17 protein-coding genes are annotated in these 18,655 nt (G+C 66.6%); 4 read left to right on the forward strand and 13 right to left on the reverse strand.

Annotated elements, in window-relative coordinates:
- The 5 genes from ACLHZ1_RS04950 to ACLHZ1_RS04970 all read right to left on the reverse strand — a co-directional run bounded on the left by ACLHZ1_RS04950 (position 1) and on the right by ACLHZ1_RS04970 (position 5,693).
- Positions 1-1,110, reverse strand: coding sequence for an ABC transporter permease (locus ACLHZ1_RS04950; RefSeq protein ID WP_427261203.1), 1,110 nt, complete (start codon positions 1,108-1,110; stop codon positions 1-3).
- Positions 1,107-2,861, reverse strand: coding sequence for an ATP-binding cassette domain-containing protein (locus ACLHZ1_RS04955; protein WP_427261204.1), 1,755 nt, complete (start codon positions 2,859-2,861; stop codon positions 1,107-1,109). The genes ACLHZ1_RS04950 and ACLHZ1_RS04955 overlap by 4 nt, the downstream gene beginning before the upstream one ends.
- The gene (gene hlyD, locus ACLHZ1_RS04960) at positions 2,858-3,826 is read right to left on the reverse strand and encodes a secretion protein HlyD (protein WP_427261205.1); all 969 of its coding nucleotides are present in this window, start codon (positions 3,824-3,826) and stop codon (positions 2,858-2,860) included. Before hlyD ends, ACLHZ1_RS04955 begins: the two co-directional genes overlap by 4 nt.
- Before the next feature lie 85 nt (positions 3,827-3,911).
- The gene (locus tag ACLHZ1_RS04965) at positions 3,912-4,544 is read right to left on the reverse strand and encodes a TetR/AcrR family transcriptional regulator (protein ID WP_427261206.1); all 633 of its coding nucleotides are present in this window, start codon (positions 4,542-4,544) and stop codon (positions 3,912-3,914) included.
- Between the two features lie 228 nt (positions 4,545-4,772).
- Entirely contained in the window at positions 4,773-5,693 is a 921-nt protein-coding gene (locus tag ACLHZ1_RS04970; protein WP_427261207.1) for a LysR family transcriptional regulator, read from the reverse strand.
- A 187-nt stretch (positions 5,694-5,880) separates the two neighbouring features.
- Between ACLHZ1_RS04970 and ACLHZ1_RS04975 the strand changes: the two genes are divergently transcribed.
- On the forward strand, positions 5,881-7,275 hold the full coding sequence (locus ACLHZ1_RS04975; protein ID WP_427261208.1) for an MFS transporter: 1,395 nt from the start codon (positions 5,881-5,883) through the stop codon (positions 7,273-7,275).
- A 63-nt stretch (positions 7,276-7,338) separates the two neighbouring features.
- On the opposite strand, the gene hslU is transcribed toward ACLHZ1_RS04975, so the two are convergent.
- From hslU to argS, 4 genes are all read right to left on the reverse strand, one after another.
- Positions 7,339-8,667, reverse strand: coding sequence for an HslU--HslV peptidase ATPase subunit (gene hslU, locus ACLHZ1_RS04980; protein ID WP_427261209.1), 1,329 nt, complete (start codon positions 8,665-8,667; stop codon positions 7,339-7,341).
- Positions 8,668-8,735: 68 nt separating this feature from the next.
- On the reverse strand, positions 8,736-9,269 hold the full coding sequence (gene hslV, locus ACLHZ1_RS04985) for an ATP-dependent protease subunit HslV (RefSeq protein WP_005306539.1): 534 nt from the start codon (positions 9,267-9,269) through the stop codon (positions 8,736-8,738).
- Between the two features lie 205 nt (positions 9,270-9,474).
- Positions 9,475-10,293, reverse strand: coding sequence for an SPOR domain-containing protein (locus ACLHZ1_RS04990; protein ID WP_427261210.1), 819 nt, complete (start codon positions 10,291-10,293; stop codon positions 9,475-9,477).
- A 3-nt stretch (positions 10,294-10,296) separates the two neighbouring features.
- On the reverse strand, positions 10,297-12,042 hold the full coding sequence (argS, locus tag ACLHZ1_RS04995) for an arginine--tRNA ligase (RefSeq protein WP_427261211.1): 1,746 nt from the start codon (positions 12,040-12,042) through the stop codon (positions 10,297-10,299).
- A gap of 312 nt (positions 12,043-12,354) precedes the next feature.
- Between argS and ACLHZ1_RS05000 the strand changes: the two genes are divergently transcribed.
- The 3 genes from ACLHZ1_RS05000 to ACLHZ1_RS05010 all read left to right on the forward strand — a co-directional run bounded on the left by ACLHZ1_RS05000 (position 12,355) and on the right by ACLHZ1_RS05010 (position 14,309).
- Positions 12,355-12,921: an LON peptidase substrate-binding domain-containing protein gene (locus ACLHZ1_RS05000; RefSeq protein ID WP_427261212.1), complete on the forward strand. Its 567-nt coding sequence runs from the start codon at positions 12,355-12,357 to the stop codon at positions 12,919-12,921.
- Positions 12,922-13,042: 121 nt separating this feature from the next.
- A complete protein-coding gene (locus tag ACLHZ1_RS05005) occupies positions 13,043-13,618 on the forward strand; it encodes a sigma-70 family RNA polymerase sigma factor (RefSeq protein WP_408796027.1) in 576 nt (191 codons plus the stop codon).
- Positions 13,611-14,309, forward strand: coding sequence for a ChrR family anti-sigma-E factor (locus ACLHZ1_RS05010; protein ID WP_427261213.1), 699 nt, complete (start codon positions 13,611-13,613; stop codon positions 14,307-14,309). Before ACLHZ1_RS05005 ends, ACLHZ1_RS05010 begins: the two co-directional genes overlap by 8 nt.
- A gap of 64 nt (positions 14,310-14,373) precedes the next feature.
- Here ACLHZ1_RS05010 and bacA read toward each other — a convergent pair whose 3' ends face one another.
- From bacA to galK, 4 genes are all read right to left on the reverse strand, one after another.
- Complete coding sequence (bacA, locus tag ACLHZ1_RS05015) at positions 14,374-15,189, reverse strand: undecaprenyl-diphosphate phosphatase (RefSeq protein ID WP_427261214.1); 816 nt, start codon at positions 15,187-15,189, stop codon at positions 14,374-14,376.
- A 273-nt stretch (positions 15,190-15,462) separates the two neighbouring features.
- Positions 15,463-16,458 (reverse strand): aldo/keto reductase, encoded by a 996-nt coding sequence (locus ACLHZ1_RS05020; RefSeq protein WP_427261215.1) that lies wholly within the window; start codon positions 16,456-16,458, stop codon positions 15,463-15,465.
- Between the two features lie 61 nt (positions 16,459-16,519).
- On the reverse strand, positions 16,520-17,509 hold the full coding sequence (gene galM / locus ACLHZ1_RS05025) for a galactose-1-epimerase (protein ID WP_427261270.1): 990 nt from the start codon (positions 17,507-17,509) through the stop codon (positions 16,520-16,522).
- Entirely contained in the window at positions 17,506-18,654 is a 1,149-nt protein-coding gene (galK, locus tag ACLHZ1_RS05030) for a galactokinase (protein WP_427261271.1), read from the reverse strand. The genes galM and galK overlap by 4 nt, the downstream gene beginning before the upstream one ends.
- Position 18,655 lies beyond the last annotated feature (1 nt).

Raw genomic sequence — 18,655 nt, forward strand, 5'->3', positions numbered from 1 at the left:
TTACTCCAGGGTGCGCCGCGTCTTGCGGGCAGTGAGGGCCAGCCAGAAGGCGGCCAGCAGCAACAGGCAGACGCCGTTGACCAGCAGGATGGAGAGCACGTTGCCCGCCTGGTAGAGGGTCTGCAACGAGCTCGCGAAGTAGCGGGCCGGAATGAGGTGGGTGATGGCTCGCAACAGGGGCGGCATGCTGGCGATTTCGAACACGAAGCCCGAGAGCATCATGGCCGGCAGAAACGCAGCCGTCAGCGCGGCCTGGGCGGCGTTGAACTGGCTGCGCATCACGGTGGAGAGAAAGAGCCCGAGCCCGAGGGCGCTGCCGAGAAACAGGGTAGTGAGCACGAACAGGGAGATCAACGAGCCGCGCCAGGGCACCCCCATCACGGCCACCGAGAAGAGCAGGCAGATGAGCATGGCGGCGATGCCGAGCCCGTAGTAGGGCAACAGCTTGGAGAGCAGCAGCTCTGTCTTGGTCACCGGGGTGGCGAGCAGCGCCTCCATGGTGCCGCGCTCCCACTCCCGGGCTACCACCAGGGAGGTGAGCAGGGCGCCTATGATGGTCATCACCACGGCGATGGACCCGGGCACCAGGAAGTTGCGGCTCACCAGGGCCGGGTTGAACCAGGCGCGGCTCTCCACCGCCACCGGCAGGGAGACTCCCTCCCTGACGAGCCACCCCTGCCAGATCCCCTGCACGTAGTTGGTGACGAAGTTCGCCGTGTTGGGTTCGGAGCCGTCGGTGAGCAGCAAGACCCTGGGGGTGGCGCCGCCCTGGCCAACCATGGCGCGGGAGAACCCCTCGTCGATCACCAACAGGCCGCGGATCTCGCCGCGCTCAAGGCTCCCCAGCAGCGCCTCCTTGCTCGGACCGCCCTGCACCTCAAGGGCGTTCGAGCCGCGCAGGGCCTGCTCGAGACGGATGGCCGGTGCGCCGCCGTCGGTGCGCCAGATGCCGAGCCGCAGGTGGTCCACGTCCAGGTTGATGGCGTAGCCCATCACCACCAGCAGCACCACAGGCATGATGAAGGCGATGAGGATGCTGCTGGGGTCGCGCACTATTTGCAGGGACTCCTTGTGGCACAGGGCCAGCAGACGGCGGCGGTTGATGCTCATGCGTCCTCCTCGCTGGCCCGCTCGACTAGGGTGATGAAGGCCTCTTCCATTGTGGGTAACGAAGAGGTTGGCAAGGAGGGGGGGTTGCCTCCGGCGGCACTGGCCTTGAGTTCGTCCGGGGTGCCGAGCGCCAGCAGGCGACCTCGGTAGATGAGGGCGATGCGGTCGCAATACTCCGCCTCGTCCATGAAGTGGGTGGTGACCAGCACTGTGACCCCGTGATCGGCCAGGGCGTTGATGTGGGACCAGAACTCCCGCCGGGTCACAGGATCGACCCCCGAGGTGGGCTCGTCGAGAAACAACAGCGGCGGCTCGTGGAGCAGGGCGCAGGCGAGGGACAGGCGCTGGCGCAGGCCAAGGGGCAGGGATTCCGTCTGCTGGCCGAGCCAGGGGCCGAGGGCGAACGCCTTCACCATGGCGTCGATGCGCGTCTGCTGCTGGCGACCGAACAGGCCGTAGATGCCGGCGAAGAACGACAGGTTCTGGGCCACGGTGAGCTGCTTGTAGAGGGAGAACTTCTGGGCCATGTAGCCGAGGTGCTGACGCGCCGCCGAGGGGCTGCGGGCCAGATCGATGCCGGTCACCAGCGCCTGCCCGCTGCTTGGGCGCAGCAGGCCGCACTCCATCTTGAAGGTGGTGGACTTGCCCGCGCCGTTGGGGCCGAGCAGGCCGAAGATCTCCCCCCGGCGCACCGCGAAGCTGACGTCGTCGGTGGCGGTGAAATCGCCGAAACGCTTGGTGAGGCGGCGGGCCTCGATCACCGCCTCCTGGGAGACCCCCTCGGGCAGGCTGGCCTCGCGCATCAGCTGCGCCAGGCTGGATTCCCCACCGGGGCCGCCCCCCAGCAGATCGATAAAGGCATCCTCGAGCCGGGCAGGGGTCGGTACGAAGGCGCCCTCCGAGAGGCCGAGCTCCGCCAGGGGAGGCGGCATCAAGTCGGGGTACAGCAGCAGACGCACCCGCTCCCCCGCCACAGTGCCGTCCATCACCGCCGGGTGGGCCAGGGCGCGACGCAGCAGGGCGCGCCGCCCACGGCCATCCAGTTCTCCTGCCTCCAGCAGCCAGCAGCGGCTCGCCATGGCCCCCATGAGTGTCGCCGGGGTGCCGCTGGTGCGCACCTCGCCGTCCGCCATCAGCAGCACGTGGTCGCACAGCTCGGCCTCATCGAGGTAGGCTGTGCTCCAGAGCACCGTCATGCCTCCCTGGGCCAGCTCGCGCACCATCTGCCAGAGGGCGCGGCGGGAGATGGGATCGACCCCGACCCCGGGTTCGTCCAGCAGCAGCACATCCGGGGTGCCGAGCAGGGCGCAGGCCAGCCCGAGCTTCTGCTTCATCCCCCCCGACAGCTTGCCCGCCGGCCGTGCGGTGAAGCGGGCGAGATCGGTGAAGGCGAGCAGGCGCTCGAAGGTGGGGCTGCGCTCCGGCTCCAGCACCCCGCGCAAGTCAGCATAGAGGTTGAGGTTCTCCTGCACGCTGAGATCCTCGTAGAGCCCGAACTGCTGGGGCATGTAGCCGAGCCGCTGACGCAGGGCATCCCCCTCGCGTACCGGATCCAGCCCCAGCACCCGAATTTCGCCAGCCTCCGGCACCAGCAGACCGGCCAGCAGGCGCAGCAGTGTGCTCTTGCCAGCGCCGTCGGGGCCCACCAGTCCGGTGATGCCGCCACTGGGAATGGTGGCCGAGATGGCGTTGAGGGCGACCCGATCGCCGAAACGCTTGGTGAGCCCCTCGAGGGAGATGGCGCTGCTCATGGGGCCAGCCTGACGGTGACCGGCATTCCCTGGCGCAGGGCAGAGTCAGGATCCTGCACCACGATGCGCAGCCGGTAGACCAGGTGGGTGCGCAGATCAGGCGTCTCCACCGATTTCGGGGTGAACTCGGCGGTGGGGGAGACAAAGCCCACCACCCCCTGATAGGGCTGGTCCGGCCGCGAGTCGGTGGTGAGGGTCACGTGGGCGCCGCTCGGGAAGTGGCCGAGCCAGGGCTCCTCCACATAGGCGCGTACCCAGACAGGCGCGGTCAGTGAGAGGTTGAAGGCGGTGGCTCCCGGCTGCACCATGCTGCCGGTTTCGACGGCCCGGGTCAGTATGATGCCGTCGCTCGGCGCGATCAGGCTGGCATCCGCCAGCGCCAGTTCGGCACTGGCGAGCGTCGCCTTGGCCCCTTGCAGCTGGGCATCGGACTGGGCTATCTCCTCCGGACGGTAGCCGGTCTCGAGCTGGCCGAGCTGCTCGCGGGCGGCGCGCACCTGGGCCCGGGTCTGATCCCGCTGGGATCGGGCGCTGTCGAGCTGACCGCGGGAGATGGCACCGGTGGCGGCCAATGCGCTCTGGCGGCGCCACTGCTTGTCGGCCTCCAGGGCGGCGGCGTCTGCGGCGGCCAGGGCGGCCCGGGCCCGATCCGTCTCTTCCCTGCGATAGCCTTTGTGGATCAAGGCGTTGGCGGCGGCGATCGCGGCCAGGTTGGCGCGGGCGCTGTCGCGCTCGTGGGTGAGGGGCATGGGGTCGAGACGGGCCAGCGGCTGGCCCGCTGTCACGCTGTCGCCTTCATCCACCAGCACCTGCTCGACGCGGCCCCCGACCCGAAAGGCCAGGTTGACGTCGCGAATATCGACGTTGCCGTAGAGGATGGAGCCGTCGGCCGGGCGGCCCTGCCACCAGAGGTAGCCACCGATGACGGATAGCAGCAGGACCAGGATGGCGATGCGTTGTTTCATGCGGGATCTCCTTCGGGGCGGCCCTGCCACCCGAGGTAGCCACTGAGCAGGGACAGCAGCAGGGCCAGGATGGCGATGCGTTGTTTCATGAGGGATCTCCTTCGGAGCGGCGCAGGCCGTGCAGGGCCCACGTCAGGCGTTGCCGGGCGGCCTCGGGGTTGTCTATCTGGGACAAAAACGGCGCCGCCTCCGGGGGCAGCCAGCCGAGCTGGCGACCGCCGCCGGCGATCACCAGGGGCAGACCGACGGAGCCCATGATGAAGATCATCAGCTGCAACGGATTGCCCGCCACCAGGGATCCTTCCGCCTGCGCCTTCTGGACCTGCTCGAGCAGCAGCAGGGGGTGGCGGCGCGGCAGGCTCAGCAGAAAGCGCTGGGCCGCGCGCTCGCCGGCCAGGGCATCGCCAAACAGGTGGTTGATGAAGCTGCGCTGGCGCGCCACCAGACCGATCAGGGCTTCCATGGTGGTTTCGAACGCCGCCAGGGCGCTGGGGTAAGTGCCTTTGGCCGCCACCGCCTTGAGCTCATCAAAGAGGGGGGCGTACCAGAGCTCCACCAGCTCGTCGATAAAGGCGTCGCGGTGACCGAAGTGATAGACGAAGGTGCCGAGATTGACCTCGGCCGCCGCCGCCAGCTCGCGTACCGTGAGGCCGCGCAGCCCCTTGTCGGTGGCGATAGCCAGGCCCGTATCGAGCAGTTTTTGACGAGTGGGGTGCATCTAACAAGGCTCCTGCTGCACAGATTTTGATCTGAATTATACGCTCGTATAAACCCGAGGGAAGGGGGCGGGTCGATCTTTTTTTGAACAAGGGGCGGGCGGCGCCTCGCGGCTCTGCGTGAAGGAGGGAAAAGGCGGGTGCAGCGGGCCGGAACCCTCGGGATCCCGGGCGGCCGCACCGTGCTCCCCGCCCGGCAGGAGGTGGATTTGCCTGCCGCCGGGGGGCGATCAGCTGTTCCTGGTGTCCTCTCCATAGGGGGCCTGGGTGCAGGTCTCGCGGATGAGGGTGCGCAGCCAGCGGTGAGCCGGATCGGCGTCCTGGCTGGGGTGCCAGATCAGGGCGACCCGGATCCCTGCCAGCGGAAAGGGCAGGGGCAGGGTCACCAGATCGGCGTGCAGGGCGGCGCAGTGTCGCTCGGGCACGGTCGCCACCAGGTCGCTGTCCCGCACCAGGGCCAGGGCAGTGTTAAAGCCGGGGACCAGGGTCGCCGCCGCGCGTGCCAGCCCGAGGTGCGCCAGGGCCTCGTCGATAGGGCCCTGCTCCAGCCCGCGCCGTGACACCAGAATGTGGCGGGCGGCGGCATAACGGGCGGTGGTCAGGGTACCCTCGCACAGGGGGTGGCCCGGCCGCACCACGGCGACGAAGTGGTCCTGAAACAACGCCTGGGTACGTAGCTCGGGCGCAGTCTCAGCACCTATGACGCCGGTTTCGAAATCCAGTTCGCCGCGGCGCAGGGGGCCGCTCTCCTTGTCGGGTTTGGCCAGGAAGTGCAGCCTGACCCCGGGGGCCTCGGCGGCGAGCCGGGCCAGCAGGGCAGGACCGACCGCCTCCACGAAGCCGTCGCTGGACCTCAGACGAAAGGTGCGTTCCAGGCTCGCAGGATCCACCTCCTGCTGGGGGCGCAGCACGGCGTGCGCATCCTGCACCAGCTGGCTGACCTGAGCCCGCAGGGCCAGGGCCCGCGGCGTGGGCACCAGACCCCGACCCGCCCGCACCAGCAGCGGATCCCCCGTGGTCTCCCGCAGCCTGGCCAGGGCCCGGCTCATGGCGGAGGGGCTCAGGGAGAGTCGTCTGGCGGCACCGGCCACGCTGCCCTCGTCCAGCAGGGCATCCAGGGTCAGCAGCAGATTGAAGTCGGGGGTATTCATGGCATAGCCCTCGCCGAGCCGGGATCCCGGGTGATGGACCCATGACGGTCGGTTGGCTTCATCATACGCAAGAATTCCTCTCTTTATATGGCGTCTTGTGCAGCTATAAGTTGCAAGTCGTGCGTCTTCCGCCTGCTCATGCCCCCCGCTAGCCTTGTGGACATCATCCTCTGCCGAAGATCATGCCATGTCATCACTCAATTCTCTCCCGACCCCTGCCACCCGCCGCCTCGGCCTGCTGGCGCTCGGCCTCGCCACCCTGCTGCCCATGCTGGGGGGGAGCCTGGCCAACATGGTACTGCCTGCCCTGGGGCAGGCTTTTGCGGTGCCCTTTGCCAGCTTGCAGTGGGTGCTGGTGGCCTATCTGCTGGGGATCACCTGCCTGACTGTGGTGGCCGGTCGACTGGGGGACAGGTTCGGTCGGCGTCGCCTGCTGCTCCTGGGGCTTGGGCTCTTTGCGCTGGCCTCATTGCTGTGCGCCCTGGCGCCGACCATAGGCTGGCTGATCGCGGCCCGTGCCCTGCAGGGGATCGCTGCGGCCTGCATGCTCTCCCTGGCGCTGGCCATGGTGAGCCAGCTGGTGCCGCCGGCGCGGCGGGGCTGGGGCATGGGGCTGCTCGGTACCCTGTCGGCCTGCGGCACGGCGCTCGGCCCCTCCTTTGGCGGCCTGCTGACGGCCAGCTTTGGTTGGCAGGCCCCCTTCCTCTTGCTGGTGCCCCTCAGCCTGCTGGCACTGGGCTGCGCCCGGCTCGGTCTGCCCCGGGACGACTGCTCGCCACAAGAAGAGGGGATGAACCTCGCGAGCCTGTCACTGCTGGTGGCGGCGCTGCTCTGCTACGGCCTGGCGCTGACCCTGGGGGGTGCCCTGGCCCTCTGGTGGGGGGCGGGGGCCCTGCTGGTCACGGGCTCGTTCGTTCGCCGCGAGCGCCGCGCCCCTGTGCCCCTGCTGCCGCTGGCGTTGCTGGGGGCTCCGGGGCTTAGCAACGGCCTTCTCGCCAGCGCCCTGGTGGCCAGCGTCATGGTGCTGACCCTGCTCATAGGTCCCTTCTACCTGAGGGGGGTCTTCGGCCTTGGTCTCGGGACTGTCGGCCTGATGATATCGGGCGGGCCCCTGCTGGCGGCCCTGACGGGTATGCCCGCCGGCTGGCTGGTAGACAGGCTGGGTGCGCGGCAGGTGGTCCGGCTGGGGCTGGCAGTCATGGGGGCTGCGGCCCTCGGTCTGGCCGGGGCTGCTGGGCAGTTCGGCCCGCTCGGCTATCTGTTGCCCATACTGCTGCTGACCGCCGGTTATGCCCTGTTCCAGACCGCCAACAACAGTGCCGTGGTGGGGGAGGCGAGTGAGCAAACCCGGGGCGCCGTGGCCGGTCTGCTGACCCTGTCGCGCAATCTGGGTCAGCTGACCGGGGTGGCCGGGCTCGGTGGCCTGTTCGCCGCCCTGGCGGGGCAACCCGATCTCGCCTTCGCGACGGCGGACGAGCTGGCGTTCGCGACCCGATCCACCTTCGTCCTGACGGCCCTGCTGCTGATGAGCGCACTCTGGCTGGCCGGTGGTTGGCGAGGCGAGAGGCTGGCCAGGGCCTGAGCCGAAACCCATAAAAAAACGCCTCCGGGAGGGGAGGCGTTTGTCTAACGGGAGGGGGCGAGCTTACAGAATGTAGCGGCTCAGATCCTCGTCCTCGATAAGCGCCCCAAGGTGGGCGTTGACGTAGTCGGTATCGATGACGAAGGTCTCGCCGGATTTTTCGGAGGCGTCGTAGGAGATGTCTTCCATAAGCCGCTCCATCACTGTGTGCAGGCGGCGGGCACCTATGTTCTCGGTGCGCTCGTTGACCTGCCAGGCCGCCTCGGCCAGGCGGCGGATGCCATCCTGGGTGAATTCGATCTTCACCCCTTCGGTAGCCATCAGCGCCTGGTACTGATCGGTCAGGGAGGCGTTCGGCTCGGTCAGGATCCGCTCGAAGTCATGGGTAGTCAGGGCGGTCAGCTCGACCCGGATCGGCAGGCGGCCCTGCAGCTCGGGGATGAGGTCGGACGGACGGGCCACCTGGAAGGCGCCGGAGGCGACGAACAGTATGTGGTCTGTCTTGACCATGCCGTGCTTGGTGTTGACGGTGCAACCCTCGACCAGCGGCAGCAGGTCGCGCTGCACCCCTTCACGGGAGACATCGGGGCCCGAGCTCTCGCCGCGTTTGCAGATCTTGTCGATCTCGTCGAGGAAGACGATGCCGTTGTTCTCGACCGCGGCAATGGCCTTTTGCTTCAGCTCTTCCGGGTTGACCAGACGGGCCGCTTCCTCTTCGATCAGCGCCTTCATGGCCTCTTTGACCTTGATCTTGCGCTTCTTCTTCTGCTGCTGGCCGAGGTTCTGGAACAGCCCCTGCAGCTGGCTGGCCATCTCTTCCATGCCCGGCGGGGTCATGATGTCGACGCCCATGGGGGTGGCGGCCAGATCCAGTTCGATCTCCTTGTCATCGAGCTGACCTTCCCGCAGTTTCTTGCGGAAGATCTGGCGGGTGTTGGAGTTGTCGGCCTTCTCCTCCTCGCCCCAGCTGTTGCGGGGATTGGGCAGCAGGGCGTCGAGGATGCGCTCCTCGGCGGCCTCCTCGGCGCGGTATTTCATCTTCTCCATCTCGGTCTCGCGCACCAGCTTGATGGCGACGTCGGTGAGATCGCGGATGATGCTGTCCACTTCCTTGCCCACATAGCCCACTTCGGTGAACTTGGTCGCCTCCACCTTGATGAAGGGGGCGTTGGCCAGCTTGGCCAGACGACGGGCGATCTCGGTCTTGCCGACCCCGGTCGGGCCTATCATCAGGATGTTCTTCGGGGTCACCTCGTGGCGCATCTCTTCATTGAGCTGCATCCGGCGCCAGCGGTTGCGCAGGGCCACGGCCACCGCGCGCTTGGCATCGGCCTGACCAATGATGTGACGGTCCAGCTCGTGGACGATTTCTCTCGGGGTCATCTCGGACATGATGGAGTTCCTGTATCCGGGGCGGGCAGGGCCCACCCCTTGGAGAATGAGTTGGCTGACGGGCGCCCTTACTTGGCGCTGTAGTCCAGCACTTCGATGGTGTGGTTGCCGTTGGTGAAGACGCAGATGTCGCCCGCAATCTTGAGGGACTTCTCGACGATGGATTTGGCATCCAGCTCGGTGTTTTCCAGCAGGGCGATGGCGGCGGACTGGGCGAAGTTGCCGCCGCTGCCGATGGCGATGAGGTCATGCTCCGGCTGCACCACGTCACCGTTGCCGGTGATGATGAAGGACTTGTGCTCGTCGGCGACCGCCAGCAGGGCTTCGAGGCGGCGCAGGGCGCGATCGGTGCGCCAGTCCTTGGCCAGCGCCACGGCGGCGCGCTCCAGGTTGCCCTGATGGGCCTGCAGCTTGGCCTCGAAGCGCTCGAGCAGGGTGAAGGCGTCGGCGGTGCCGCCGGCAAACCCGGCCAGTACCTTGCCGTTGTAGAGACGATGAACCTTGCGGGCGTTGCCCTTCATGACGGTGTTGCCGAGGGATACCTGGCCATCCCCTCCGATCACGACTTGGCCGTTGCGGCGGACTGAAACTATGGTCGTCACTTTACTTACCTCGCTTGAGCCGATTCACGGCCATGACTGTGCATGAGAAGAGAGATGGGGTTGCCGATTGTGCTTTTCAACCCTGATCCCGTCGGGAGGTGACACCCGGGAGCTGGATCGGCAGGATGGGTTTCAAGAGGGCCGTGGCTGGATAAAAAAAGGCGGCAGTGTGTCGCCACACCGCCGCCTTTCTTGTTGCGAGATCTCAGCCCTTGCGGGAGATGCAGCCGCTGATGCCGGAGCCTTGCAGCTTGCGGTTGGCCGCATCGACGGCGGACTTGCCGTTGAAGGGGCCCACCATCACCTTGTAGACGGCGCCATTGGCGCCATTGACCACCTGCAGGCTGGAGGAGAGGCCGGCGCCGAAGGCGATGCGCGCCTTGAGGGACTCTGCGGAATCCTGTGAGCGCAGGGCGGCGCACTGCATCATGTAACGACCGCCGTCGGCTGCCGCCGTCGTGGCGGGCTGGGCCTTGGCGGCCTGGGCACGCTCCCGCTCCAGTTCGGCGCGCAGTTCCCGCTCCATCCGCTCCCGTTCGGCCTTGCGATCGATCACCTGCACCTGGGCGCTGGCGACCGGCGCACCGGTCGGCTTGGGCTGATAGGGCTGCACCTGGCCGATGGGGGTGCCTGGCTGGGGTATGCTGGTCTCCACCGGCTTGGGCAGCTTGTCCGGTTGCAGCGTCACCGTCTCGGCGGGCGGAGGGGGCAGCACGCCGGGCTGGGGCGGCGGCTCTATGATGTCCACCTGCTTGTTCTCGAGCCGCTCGATATAGCTCCACTTCTCCTGGGGCAGTTCATGTCCCTTGGCCTTGGGCTTGTTGGCGCGCACCTGCTCTTCGATGGTGGGGGCGTCCGCCCCCTTGCCATTGATGAGGTAGAGGAAGGCGCCAAAACCGGCGACCAATACCCCCGCCAGCAGGACGGGGATCAGCGGAAAACGGCGGCGAGGCGGCGCCTTCTTGGCATTGCGACCACCGGCCCGTCTGCGCGAGCCACTCCCGACATAATCCCGTGTCGCCATGAATTACATGCGCTCCAGGGTGTGGATACCCAGCACGCCCAGGCCCAGTTTCAGCACCTTGGCGGTGGCGGCGCACAGCAGCAGACGGCTCTGACGGTCTTGCGGCTCGACCCCGTCCTTGTTGATCGGGCAGGCTTCGTAGAAGGTCATGAAGTTGCCGGACAGCTCGTACAGGTAAGTACAGAGCAGGTGGGGCATGCCGCGCTCGGCCACGCCGTTGACCGCGTCGGAGAACTGGATCAGCTTCTGGGCCAGGGTCAGCTCGGCATCCTCGTTGAGCTGGATGCTGCCGCTGAGCTGGCTGGCATCGACGCCGGCCTTGCGGAAGATGGACTGGATCCGGGTGTAGGCGTACTGCAGATAGGGTGCAGTGTTGCCTTCGAACGACAGCATCAGATCCCAGTCGAAGATGTAGTCCGTGGTGCGGTTCTTGGAGAGATCCGCATACTTGACCGCCCCCATGGCGATGGCGTGGACCACCTCGGCCTTCTCGTCGGCGGACAGATCGCTGTTGCGGCTCTCCAGCAGGGCGCTGGCGCGCTCTTCTGCTTCGTTGAGCAGGTCGACCAGCTTGACGGTGCCGCCGGAGCGGGTCTTGTAGGGACGGCCATCCTTGCCCAGCATCATGCCGAAGGCGTGATGCTCGAGGGGGACGGATTCCGGCACATAGCCCGCCTTGCGGGTGATGGTCCAGGCCTGCATCAGGTGCTGGTGCTGGCGGGAGTCGATGAAGTACATGACTCGATCGGCGCCCAGGGTCTCGTAGCGGTACTTGGCGCAGGCGATGTCAGTGGTGGTGTAGAGGAAACCGCCGTCGCTCTTCTGGATGATGACGCCCATGGGCTCGCCATCCTTGTTCTTGAACTCGTCGAGGAAGACCACGGTGGCCCCCTCGCTCTCGACCGCCAGCCCCTGGGCCTTCAGGTCGGCGACGATCTCCGGCAGCATGTCGTTGTACATGGACTCGCCCATGATGTCCTTGTTGGTCAGGGAGACATTGAGGCGGTCGTAGTTGCGCTGGTTCTGGGCCATGGTCATGTCGACCAGCTTCTTCCACATGGTGCGGCAGTACTCATCACCGCCCTGCAGTTTCACCACATAGTTGCGGGCGCGCTCGGCGAAGGCGTCGTCTTCGTCATACAGGCGCTTGGCCTGGGTGTAGAAGGCTTCCAGATCCTTGAGCTCCATGTCGGAGGCGTGCTCGTTCTCCATCTTCTCCAGATAGGCGATCAACATGCCGAACTGGGTGCCCCAGTCGCCGATGTGGTTGGCGCGGATCACCTTGTGGCCCAGGAACTCCAGGGCGCGGGCCGCCACGTCACCGAGGACTGTGGAGCGGATGTGGTGCACCGCCATCTCCTTGGCCACGTTGGGGGCAGAGTAATCCACCACCACGGTTTGCGGCGTCGGCAGCTTAACGTTGGCGTTGGCGCTGGCCACCATGGCATCGACCTGACCGGCCAGCCACTGCTGGTTGAAGAAGAAGTTGATGAAGCCGGGGCCGGCGATCTCGACCTTGGCGACGAGATCCGAGACGGGCAGGTGCGCTATGATGGCCGCAGCCAGCTCGCGGGGGTTCTTGCCCGCCGGCTTGGCCAGCAGCATGGCGAGGTTGGTGGCCAGGTCGCCGTGAGCCTTGTCCTTGCATCGATCTACCAGCACGCGGGCTTCCAGCTCCGCCGGCAGGATGCCCGCGGATTTGAGATTGGCTACCGTCTGTTCAAGTAGATGATGAATATGCTCTTTCATGACTGACCACCGAGGTTATGCGTCGAAATATGACTGATATATAAGGGCGTGAATTTTACCCGCATCGGGCCGAGAAAACTATAGGAATGACCCTCCACTGCTGGGGCGGCGGATATTTCACTGCGTGGCGCGCAGGTTTGCAGAATATTGCGTTGTCGCCTGCGACTTAACCATTTCTACTGCATATGGAAGCAGCTTGTCCAGGCTATTTTCCCCTAATACCAATGGGGTTTTTTATTCCCACTTGGTCTGAATGATCTGGCCCGTTTCCGTAGTCGTATCAGAAGAAGACACACGAAACTGGATACCGACATGCAACTGGCGCTCTTCCCCCTCTCTGCTCATCTGCTGCCCGGCGGCGTCATGCCCCTGCGCCTCTTCGAGCCCAGATACCTGCGGATGATCGCCGAGGCCCAGGTTCGGGAGTTCGCCCTCTGCATGCTGGACCCCCGCCAGCCCGATGCGCTGCGCAACATGTATCCCATCGCCACCCGGGTGCGGATCATCGACTTCGACCGCCTGCCCGACGGCCTGCTCGGCATCAAGGTGCAGGGGGTGGATCGGCTGCGGATCCGGGATCTCTGGCAGGAGGGGGATGGTCTGAGGGTGTGTGACGCACAGCCGCTGCCGCCCTGGCAGGGTGGCCGCCTGCCCCAGGATCAGCGCAATCTGGCCCAGGCCCTGCGGGAGGTATTCAGCGACTACCCCGAATATGCCGCCCTCTATCACGAGCCGGCCTGGGACGATGCCTGCTGGGTCGCCCAGCGCTGGATCGAGGTGCTGCCCATCCCGGCGGAGCAGAAGCAGTGGCTGATGGCCTGCGAGGATTATCGTCCCGCCCTGCGTCTGCTCAGCAACCTGCTGGTCACCAGTCACTGATCCGGCCCGGTGATCCGGGTCTCGTTTCCGAGCGTATAGCTGGGTACGTTTGCATTCAGGGTTAGGCGCCATGGCATATACTGGCCAATCACAATCGGTTCACAGCAGGATCTCGCCCCAGATGGACACAGCCCCAGGCACCCCGGATCTGAAGACTCAGCTGATCCGGGTCGCCGAGACCGCCGACAAGGTGGCCTTCGCCGCCCTGTTTCACCATTTCGCCCCCCGGATCCGTCACTACGGCCTGCGCCATCTCGGCAGCGAGGCCAATGCCATGGAGCTGGTGCAGGAGACCATGATGCTGGTGTGGCAGAAGGCGCGCCTCTATCACCCGGACAAGGGCGCCCCCAGCACCTGGATCTATACGGTGATGCGCAACCAGTGCTTCGACATGCTGCGCCGCCGTCGCGCCAGCAAGGAGGATCTCTGCGCCGAAGAGCTGTGGCCGCTGCTGGAGTTCAGGGCGCAGGAGGAGTCCCTGAGCGGTGGCGAGGATGCGGTGCTGACCCGCCAGATGGCGCACCATGTCGGCGCACTGCCCGAGCCCCAGCAGCAGGTGGTGCGTGGCATCTATCTGCAGGAGCTCTCCCAGCAGGAGCTGGCGGACAGGCTCGGCGTGCCCCTTGGTACCATCAAGTCCCGCCTGCGGCTGGCATTACAGAAACTGAAAGAGCAAGTGGAGCAAGGCCATGATTAAGATCCATCCGACCGACCCCATGTTGCGTGCCTTCGCCGCCGACGAGCTGCCCTTGCCCCTGGCCGTCGGGGTGGCCGCCCATTGCGAACTCTGTCCCGAATGTGCCCTGCGCCTGCGAGCCCACGAAGAGGAGCTGGCGAACGCATACCTGGCGAACGATTCGTGGGCGAGCGATGCGCCGGCGCCGCCCGCGGCGGCGGACGATCCCGCCGAAGCCGGGTTCGATGCCATGCTGGCGGAGATACTGCAACAGCCGGTGGCGACGGCGACCGAACTCGCCCAGATTGCGCCCCCCCTGCCCGTGTTGCAGGTAGGGGGTCACTCATACCGCCTGCCCCGGGTGCTGGCCCGTCACCATGCGCCCAAGTGGCGCCATGTGGGCGCCATTCGCCAGCACAGCCTGCCGCTGGACGAGATGGGGGCCCGCGCCAGCCTGCTCCATATCGAGGCCGGTGGCCGCATCCCCGAGCATACCCACAAGGGCTATGAGCTGACCCTGCTGCTGGCGGGCACCATCGAAGATGGCGACACCTGCTATCAGGCGGGGGACTTCATCTGGCGCGACGCCCGCCACGCCCACAGCCCGCACACCCCGGATGGCTGCCTCTGCTACACGGTGCAGAATGCCCCGGTACAGTTCACCAAGGGGCTGTCACGGTTGCTCAACGGCATCAGCCAGCACCTCTACTGAGCACCATGACGCCATAGAAAAGGGACCATTTGGTCCCTTTTCTCATTCCATGACGGGCGGCCGGTCAGGCGACAAACACCAGATAGACGACGAAGGCCAGCAGGAAGCGGTAGATGGCGAACGGGATGAAGTCGAGGCGACGGATCAGGGCCAGGAAGGTCTTGATGGCGACCATGGCCACCACGAAGGCGGTGACGAAGCCCACCGCAAACATGGGGAAGTCGGCCATGGAGAGGAAGTCCCGGCTCTTGTAGAGGTCCAGGCCGCTGGCCGCGATCATCATGGGCACCGCCATGATGAAGGAGAATTCGGCCGCCGCGTGGCGGCTGATGCCCATCAGCATGCCGCCGCTGATGGTGGCGCCGGAGCGGGAGAAGCCGGGCCAGAGTGCCAGACACTGGAACAGGCCGATACCGAACGCCTGCTTGTAGCTGATGTCGTCCAGGGTCTCGGCGGTGACGGCGGGGCGGAATTTCTCGGCGATGATCAGCAGGATGCCGCCCGCCACCAGGGCGTACATCACGGTCTCAGGGCCAAACAGATGGGCCTTGATCCAGCCGTGGATGGCGAGCCCGACGACCACGGCGGGCAGCATGCCGAGGATGACGTGCACCAGGGCGAGGGTGGCATGATCCTGGGTTGGTTTCTGACCGAAGTGAATGCCGATGAGCCCGAACAGCCGGCGCCAGAACATGACGACGACCGCCAGGATGGAGCCCAGCTGGATCACCACCTCGAAGGTGGCGGCCTTGGGCCCTTCGAAGCCCAGCAGATGGCCGACGATGATCATGTGGCCGGTGGAGGAAACGGGCAGGAACTCGGTCAGGCCTTCCACTATGCCCAGCACGAAGGCGACAAACAGGGCGTAGGATTCGGTCATGGTACAGATCTCTTGATGGATGGGAGCCGGATAAAATCAGCCCCGAGCAGGGTCGGGGCGGCCAATGATGGCGGAAAATCCCGCGGGCAACCAGAGAATATTGGGGGGACCGCTGCCGTTGACCGCCCTTGTCTGGCGGCCGGCCCCTCTCCATGGTGCAGGGCCAGGCCGCTGCGGCTTGAGTGAAATTGCCCCTGGCCTTGTCGCCGCCCCGTCACCTTCTGACCGGTCAGTCATGCCAGCTGGTCGCAGTTTGAGGATCCTTTCGTGCTGCTAATCCAGCGCAGACAGGATTCTTTGTTGCAGTTCCTCCTCCAGTGGCGGCTGCCCCAGGGCGTCGACGGCGCTCACAATCTGCTGCGGGCGGCTGGCGCCGATCAGGGCGCAGCTCACCACGGGATCGCGCAGCACCCACTGCAATGCCAACTGGGACAGGGACTGGCCCCGCTGCTGCGCCAGGGCGTGCAGGGTGCGGATGCGGGCCAGCCTCTCCGCCGTGAGCTGATCCGGTGTCAGGAAGGGGCTGGCGCTGGCGGCGCGGGAATCCGCCGGGATCCCGCCCAGGTAGCGATCGCTGAGCAGCCCTCCCGCCAGGGGCGAGAAGGCGACCACTCCCATGCCGTGTTCGCGGCAGACCGGCAGCGTCTGCGCCTCTATGTCGCGTTGGAGCAGGGAGTATTTGAGCTGATTGACCAGGCAGGGGGTGCCGAGCTCCGCCAGCCGGGTCGCCGCCTGGGCAGCAAGCGGGGCCGGGTAGTTGGAGAGGCCGACATAGAGCGCCTTGCCCTGGCGCACCATGAGCGCCAAGGCCTGGCAGGTCTCCTCCAGCGGGGTGCGGGGATCCGGCCTGTGGTGATAGAAGATGTCCACATAGTCCAGCCCGAGGCGGCGCAGGCTCTGGTGCAGGCTGGCAAACAGATACTTGGCGCTGCCGCCATCGCCGTAGGGGCCGTCCCACATCAGGTAACCCGCCTTGCTGGCGATGATGAGCTCGTCCCGATAAGGGGCCAGGCTCCCCTTGAGCAGCTTGCCGAAGGTCAGCTCGGCCGATCCCGGCGGCGGCCCGTAGTTGTTGGCGAGATCGAAGTGGGTGATCCCCAGATCGAACGCCTGGTGCACCATGGCCTTCGCCCCGGCGGGATCGCTCCCGGCGCCGAAGTTGTGCCACAGACCCAGGCCGATGCCGGGCAGGCGCAGGCCGTGGCGACCCGCGGGGCGATAGGACTGGCGCTGGTAACGATCCGGCGCGGCCAAGTAGTGCTCATCCATAAAGACTCCTTGCTTGGGGTGGGTTCATGACTCTGCCCGCCTTCCGGCGGGGAAGGGCGGTCTAGTCGGCGGCGATAAAGCGATAGCGAGTCTGATGGCGATAGCGCTGCCCCGGCAGCAGCCAGGGATCGCCGAGCTCGAGCCGGTTCGGGCTGTCAGGCAGCTGCTGGGCCTCCAGACAGAAGCCGTCGTAATCCCGGTAGGGTCGGCCGTGGCGATCCGGCGTGCCGGTCAGCCAGTTGCCGCTGTAGAACTGCAGGGAGGGCTGATTGGTATGGACCTCCATCGCCAGCTGGCGATCCCCTGAGATGACCCGGGCCGCCCATGGCTGCTCCCCCTCGCCCCCATTGAGCAGGAAGGCGTGATCGTACCCCTTGGCCAGCCGCTGCTGGGGGTGGCTCAGCCACTCCTGGCCGATGGGGCGGGGGGCGCGCAGATCGAAGGGGCCCTCCACCGGCGCCATGGCCAGCGGCAGGCTCTGTTCATCCGTGGGCAGGTAGTGGTCTGCGTTCAGGCTGAGGGTGTGATGGCGGATGTCGCCGCCGCCGTCCAGGTTGAAGTAGGCGTGGCTGGTGAGGCTGACCGGGGTCGCAGCGTCCGTGCTGGCGCAGAAGTCGACCACCAGATCCCGCTGCTCCAGCCGGTACTCCAGGGTGACCCTCAGATTGCCGGGAAAGCCCTGATCCCCGGCCCTTGAGAGCAGGGCCAGCCTGATCCTGTCCGCCTCCTGCTCCTTGATCTGCCAGGTGCGGCGGTGAAAGCCGTCGCCCCCGCCGTGCAGGCAGTTGGCCCCCTGATTGGCGTCCAGGACCCAGCATTCGTCCCCTCGCACCAGGCGGGCGCCACCGATGCGGTTGGCAAAGCGCCCCGCCACGGCACCCAGCCACACCTGCTGGGTGAGGTAGGCCTCGTCGGCGCAGCCCAGCAGCACCTCCCGTCGGCCCCCCGCCACCGGCAGGGTGAGGGAGGTGAGGGTGGCGCCAAAATCGAGACCGCGCAGGCGCAGCCCCTCTTCGTTTTCCAGCTCGAATGACGTCATGGGGCTGCTCATCGTCTGCCCGCCCCGGCGCTGGCGGAACAGACGTAGCAAGCCGCCTCCAGCCCCGAGATGGCCGGGTATTGCGCCTCCACGGCGGCGATGACCGCAGGCACCTTCTCCGGGCGCAGCAGGGCCACCACGCAGCCGCCGAAGCCACCGCCCGTCATGCGCACGCCCCCTTCGCGGCCGATCTGCTCCTTGATGATCTGCACCAGGCCGTCGATGGCGGGCACGGTGATTTCGAAGTCATCGCGCATGGCGGCGTGGGACTGGCCCATCAGCTCGCCAAGGCGGACCAGATCCCCTGAGGCAAGCGCCTCGGCGGCGGCCAGGGTGCGGGCGTTTTCTCCCACTATGTGGCGGGCGCGGCGGTAGCAGGCCTCGTCCAACCCGGCCTTGTCTGCCTCCAGGCGGCTGGCGTCGAGGTCGCGCAGTGCCGCAACCCCGTAGTGGTGGGCGGCGGCTTCGCACTGCTGGCGACGCAGGTTGTATTCGCTGTCCACCAGGCCGCGGCGCACGTTGGAGTTGACGATGAGCACGGCGAGATCCATCGGCATGGGGATGAGACGAGTCTCCAGGGAGCGGCAATCGAGCAGCAGGGCATGGTCCGCCTCGCCGCAGGCGGAGATCATCTGATCCATGATGCCGCAGTTGCAGCCGACAAACTGGTTCTCCGCCTGCTGGCCGTTCTGGGCAAGTTCGGCCTGGCTGATGGCAAGCCCCAGGGCCTCCTTGAAGGCTTGGCCTATGGCCACCTCCAGGGAGGCGGACGAGGAGAGCCCGGCCCCCTGGGGCACGTTGCCTGAGACCACGAGATCCAGGCCGCGCAGGACATGGCCGCGCGCCTGCAGGTGCTTGACCACGCCGCGGACGTAGTCGCTCCAGCGCTGGTGGGGGTGATGGGTTATCGGCTCATCCAGGGCGAACGCGTCCTGCTCGCAGCCGTAGTCGGCGGCGATCACCTGCACCAGGTTGTCGCCGCGCAGGCCGATGGCGACACAGGTTTCGTAGTCGATGGCGCAGGGCAGCACGAAGCCGTCGTTGTAGTCGGTGTGCTCGCCGATGAGGTTGACCCGGCCCGGTGCCCGGACGCTGAGATCCTGGGGGCGGCCGTGGTGACGGATGAAAACCTCTGTCACGCGTTCAAACGGGGTCATG

The organism is Aeromonas sobria (assembly GCF_050266975.1).
GTDB classification, from domain to species: Bacteria; Pseudomonadota; Gammaproteobacteria; order Enterobacterales; family Aeromonadaceae; genus Aeromonas; species Aeromonas sobria_B.

Excerpts from the sequence above, each read along its gene's own strand:
- ACLHZ1_RS04955 (WP_427261204.1), bottom strand. The coding sequence starts at position 2,861 with ATGAGCAGCGCCATCTCCCTCGAGGGGCTCACCAAGCGTTTCGGCGAT.
- hslU (WP_427261209.1), bottom strand. The coding sequence starts at position 8,667 with ATGTCCGAGATGACCCCGAGAGAAATCGTCCACGAGCTGGACCGTCAC.
- bacA (WP_427261214.1), bottom strand. The coding sequence starts at position 15,189 with ATGACCGAATCCTACGCCCTGTTTGTCGCCTTCGTGCTGGGCATAGTG.
- ACLHZ1_RS05010 (WP_427261213.1), top strand. The coding sequence starts at position 13,611 with ATGATTAAGATCCATCCGACCGACCCCATGTTGCGTGCCTTCGCCGCC.
- hlyD (WP_427261205.1), bottom strand. The coding sequence starts at position 3,826 with ATGAAACAACGCATCGCCATCCTGGTCCTGCTGCTATCCGTCATCGGT.
- galK (WP_427261271.1), bottom strand. The coding sequence starts at position 18,654 with ATGACCCCGTTTGAACGCGTGACAGAGGTTTTCATCCGTCACCACGGC.
- galM (WP_427261270.1), bottom strand. The coding sequence starts at position 17,509 with ATGAGCAGCCCCATGACGTCATTCGAGCTGGAAAACGAAGAGGGGCTG.
- ACLHZ1_RS04990 (WP_427261210.1), bottom strand. The coding sequence starts at position 10,293 with ATGGCGACACGGGATTATGTCGGGAGTGGCTCGCGCAGACGGGCCGGT.
- ACLHZ1_RS04975 (WP_427261208.1), top strand. The coding sequence starts at position 5,881 with ATGTCATCACTCAATTCTCTCCCGACCCCTGCCACCCGCCGCCTCGGC.
- ACLHZ1_RS04970 (WP_427261207.1), bottom strand. The coding sequence starts at position 5,693 with ATGAATACCCCCGACTTCAATCTGCTGCTGACCCTGGATGCCCTGCTG.
- ACLHZ1_RS04965 (WP_427261206.1), bottom strand. The coding sequence starts at position 4,544 with ATGCACCCCACTCGTCAAAAACTGCTCGATACGGGCCTGGCTATCGCC.
- ACLHZ1_RS05020 (WP_427261215.1), bottom strand. The coding sequence starts at position 16,458 with ATGGATGAGCACTACTTGGCCGCGCCGGATCGTTACCAGCGCCAGTCC.
- ACLHZ1_RS04950 (WP_427261203.1), bottom strand. The coding sequence starts at position 1,110 with ATGAGCATCAACCGCCGCCGTCTGCTGGCCCTGTGCCACAAGGAGTCC.
- ACLHZ1_RS05005 (WP_408796027.1), top strand. The coding sequence starts at position 13,043 with ATGGACACAGCCCCAGGCACCCCGGATCTGAAGACTCAGCTGATCCGG.
- ACLHZ1_RS05000 (WP_427261212.1), top strand. The coding sequence starts at position 12,355 with ATGCAACTGGCGCTCTTCCCCCTCTCTGCTCATCTGCTGCCCGGCGGC.
- argS (WP_427261211.1), bottom strand. The coding sequence starts at position 12,042 with ATGAAAGAGCATATTCATCATCTACTTGAACAGACGGTAGCCAATCTC.